This window comes from Micrococcus sp. GbtcB5 (assembly GCF_019091605.1).
Taxonomy (GTDB): Bacteria; Actinomycetota; Actinomycetes; order Actinomycetales; family Micrococcaceae; genus Micrococcus; species Micrococcus luteus.
The window spans coordinates 1-1,482 of the sequence record NZ_JAGXJK010000067.1 but is presented as its reverse complement, the minus strand read 5'-3'; the positions used below and the strand labels follow the sequence as shown (position 1 = coordinate 1,482).

Below are 1,482 nucleotides of genomic sequence, written 5' to 3'. Positions count from 1 at the left end.
GGTGGAGGTAAGGGGATTCGAACCCCTGACCTTCTGCATGCCATGCAGACGCGCTACCAACTGCGCCATACCCCCAGGTGGGTGGTGACTCCGTTTCCGGCGGACCGGCCGGAGCACCTGAACAGAATACCCGGCCTGCGGCAACCGCGCAAACCGGCCGGGCGGCGTCGATGGACCGCCGCGGTCCCACGGCCTAGCGTGCAGGAGACGCTCCCATGCCCGCCGCCAGCCCAGGAGGTCCTGCATGTCCCCCACCGACGCACCGATCCGCACCGCGCTGATCGGCTACGGGTTCGCCGGCAAGACGTTCCACGTCCCCCTGCTCCACGCCACGGAGGGACTCACTCTCACCCATGTCGTCTCGAGCCGCCCGGACGCGGTGCACGCGGACCTGCCGGACGTCTTGGTGGTGCCCGACGTGGACGCGCTCCTGGCGTGCCACGACGTGGACCTCGTGGTGATCGCCGCCCCGAACGACCAGCACACGCCGCTCGCGCGCACGGCCCTGAGGGCGGGCAGGCACGTGGTGGTGGACAAGCCCTTCACGCTGAGTCTCGCGGAGGCGCGAGAGCTGCGCGACCTCGCGGCCGAGACGGGGCGGGTGCTGCGGGTGTTCCAGAACCGCCGCTTCGACAGCGACTTCCTGGGCGTCACCGAGCTCGTCCGCTCCGGCCGGCTCGGGAACGTCGTCCACCTCGAGTCCCGGATCGACCGCTTCCGCCCGACCGTCCGGGACCGCTGGCGGGAAGCCGCGGTGCCCGGGGGCGGCATCTGGTTCGACCTCGGCCCGCACCTGGTCGACCAGGCGCTCCTGCTCTTCGGCGTCCCCGAACGCGTGGACGCCGACCTCGCAGCCCTGCGTCCGGGCGCCACGGTCGAGGACTGGGCGCACTGCGTGCTGCAGTACCCGGGCCGGCGCGTGGTCCTGCAGGCGTCGATGCTCGTGGCCGGCGGCAGCCCGCGCTTCGCGGTCCACGGCACGCGCGGCACCGCGGTGAAGGAACTGTCGGATCAGCAGGAGGCGCAGCTGCGCGCGGGTCTGCTCCCCGACGCCGAGGGCTGGGGCGTCGACCCGGACCCGATCCTCCTGCACGACGGGGAGGGGAACATCGAGCGCGTCCCCGCGCCGACCGGAGCCCAGCAGCGGTCCTACACGGGCGTGCGCGACGCGATCCTGGGCCGCCCGAGCGGCGACGCCGCCACCCCCGACCAGGCCGTCGCCGTGATGGCGGTGCTCGAGGCCGCCGTCGCCTCGGCGCGGGAGGGCCGTGTGGTGGAACCCGCACTCACGGCGGCGGAGCGCGCCGCGTACCCCGGCGTGTCCCCCGCACCGACCGCGGCGGAGCGACATCACCGCAGTGCCGCGGCGCGGTGATGTCGCAGGGCGGCGGTCGTGTCCCGGGCCCGCGCAGGGGCCCGACGACGGCGGAGGGCCGGGCCGCCTGGGCCCGGGCCTCTGGCTGGGGGGGGGAAGGGGGGTTG

Annotated in this window: 1 protein-coding gene and 1 tRNA gene; one reads left to right on the top strand and one right to left on the bottom strand. The window is 74.5% G+C overall.

The annotated features are described in order from the left end of the window. Positions 1 to 2: 2 nt before the first annotated feature. Positions 3 to 75, bottom strand: a tRNA-Ala gene (locus tag KVS67_RS11445). Between the two features lie 169 nt (positions 76 to 244). Between KVS67_RS11445 and KVS67_RS11440 the strand changes: the two genes are divergently transcribed. After that, positions 245 to 1,375, top strand: a complete 1,131-nt coding sequence (locus KVS67_RS11440) for an oxidoreductase (protein WP_063189588.1) — start codon at positions 245 to 247, stop codon at positions 1,373 to 1,375. Positions 1,376 to 1,482: the final 107 nt, after the last annotated feature.